Here is a 915-nt window from a genome sequence, read left to right on the forward strand (position 1 = left end):
TGAAGTCGCCGCAATCCCTCGATGAATCGATCGCGATAATTGCGACGAAGCTCGCTGGCATCGACCAAGTGAAAGGACGTTTCTCGTCCTTTGTGCCAGCACTGTTTCCACTGGCCTATCTTGTGCAGTGACGGGCCGCCGCTGGGCACGACAGCGTGAACATGCCCGTGCGCCTCGAGTTTCTGGTTCCATGTGTGCAGCACCATCGTCGTCGCGGCGCGGTAGCCTTGCTCCGCTTCGATCGTCTCACGCAGCGCCTCCCAACTTGCACGGAACAGCAAGTCATAGATCGGCTTGCGGTTGCCCAACGCCAGTCGCGACAGCTCACCCGGCAGCGTAAATACGACTTGAAAGTAATCGACATTGGGAAGCAACAATGTGCTCGTTTTCTCCAACCAGTCGGCTCGCTTGCCGCCAGCACACTCGGGGCAGTGACGATCACCGCACGAGTTGTAGATCATGCTCTCGGCGTGACAGCTTTTGCATTTGAATTGCCGGATGCCCAACGCCGATGTTCGGCACAGCGATAACTTCGCCAGAGTACTCTGCACTTGCGGAGCCGCCGCCGAACGACGTTTTCCGACATACGCTCCGGCGTACTGCCGCAGCAAGTCGGAGACCTTTAGTTGTGGCCTTTCGGCTTGTCCTGGTCTGCTTTCGTGCTGCCCTTTGGATTGGGAAGGCTGGCATACTCGTCCTGCTTCCAGCCGGGCAGTTGCCGCACTGGCAGCAAGTCGATCGGACTCGGGGCGGAGCCCAAGTGCGTTCGCCGCACGTGCAGATAAATCATTGTCGTTGCGAAGCTTTTGTGTCCGAGCAACCGGCTGATCGTCAGTAAGTCGACGCCCGACTCGAGCAGCCCAGTCGCATATGAATGACGAAGCGTGTGAGGACTGATCGTCTTGTGGATTCCCG

The 915-nt window shown here is 58.3% G+C and carries 2 protein-coding genes; both read right to left on the reverse strand.

Features of this window, described 5'->3' with window-relative positions; genetic code table 11:
* Positions 1 to 611 (reverse strand): IS91 family transposase (locus tag RMSM_RS34765; RefSeq protein WP_173405170.1); only part of this gene is annotated, 611 nt, incomplete at its 3' end.
* A gap of 11 nt (positions 612 to 622) precedes the next feature.
* On the reverse strand, positions 623 to 915 hold a 293-nt coding region (locus RMSM_RS41610; RefSeq protein ID WP_160168443.1), incomplete at its 5' end, for a tyrosine-type recombinase/integrase.

The organism is Rhodopirellula maiorica SM1, assembly GCF_000346295.1.
GTDB lineage: Bacteria > Planctomycetota > Planctomycetia > Pirellulales > Pirellulaceae > Novipirellula > Novipirellula maiorica.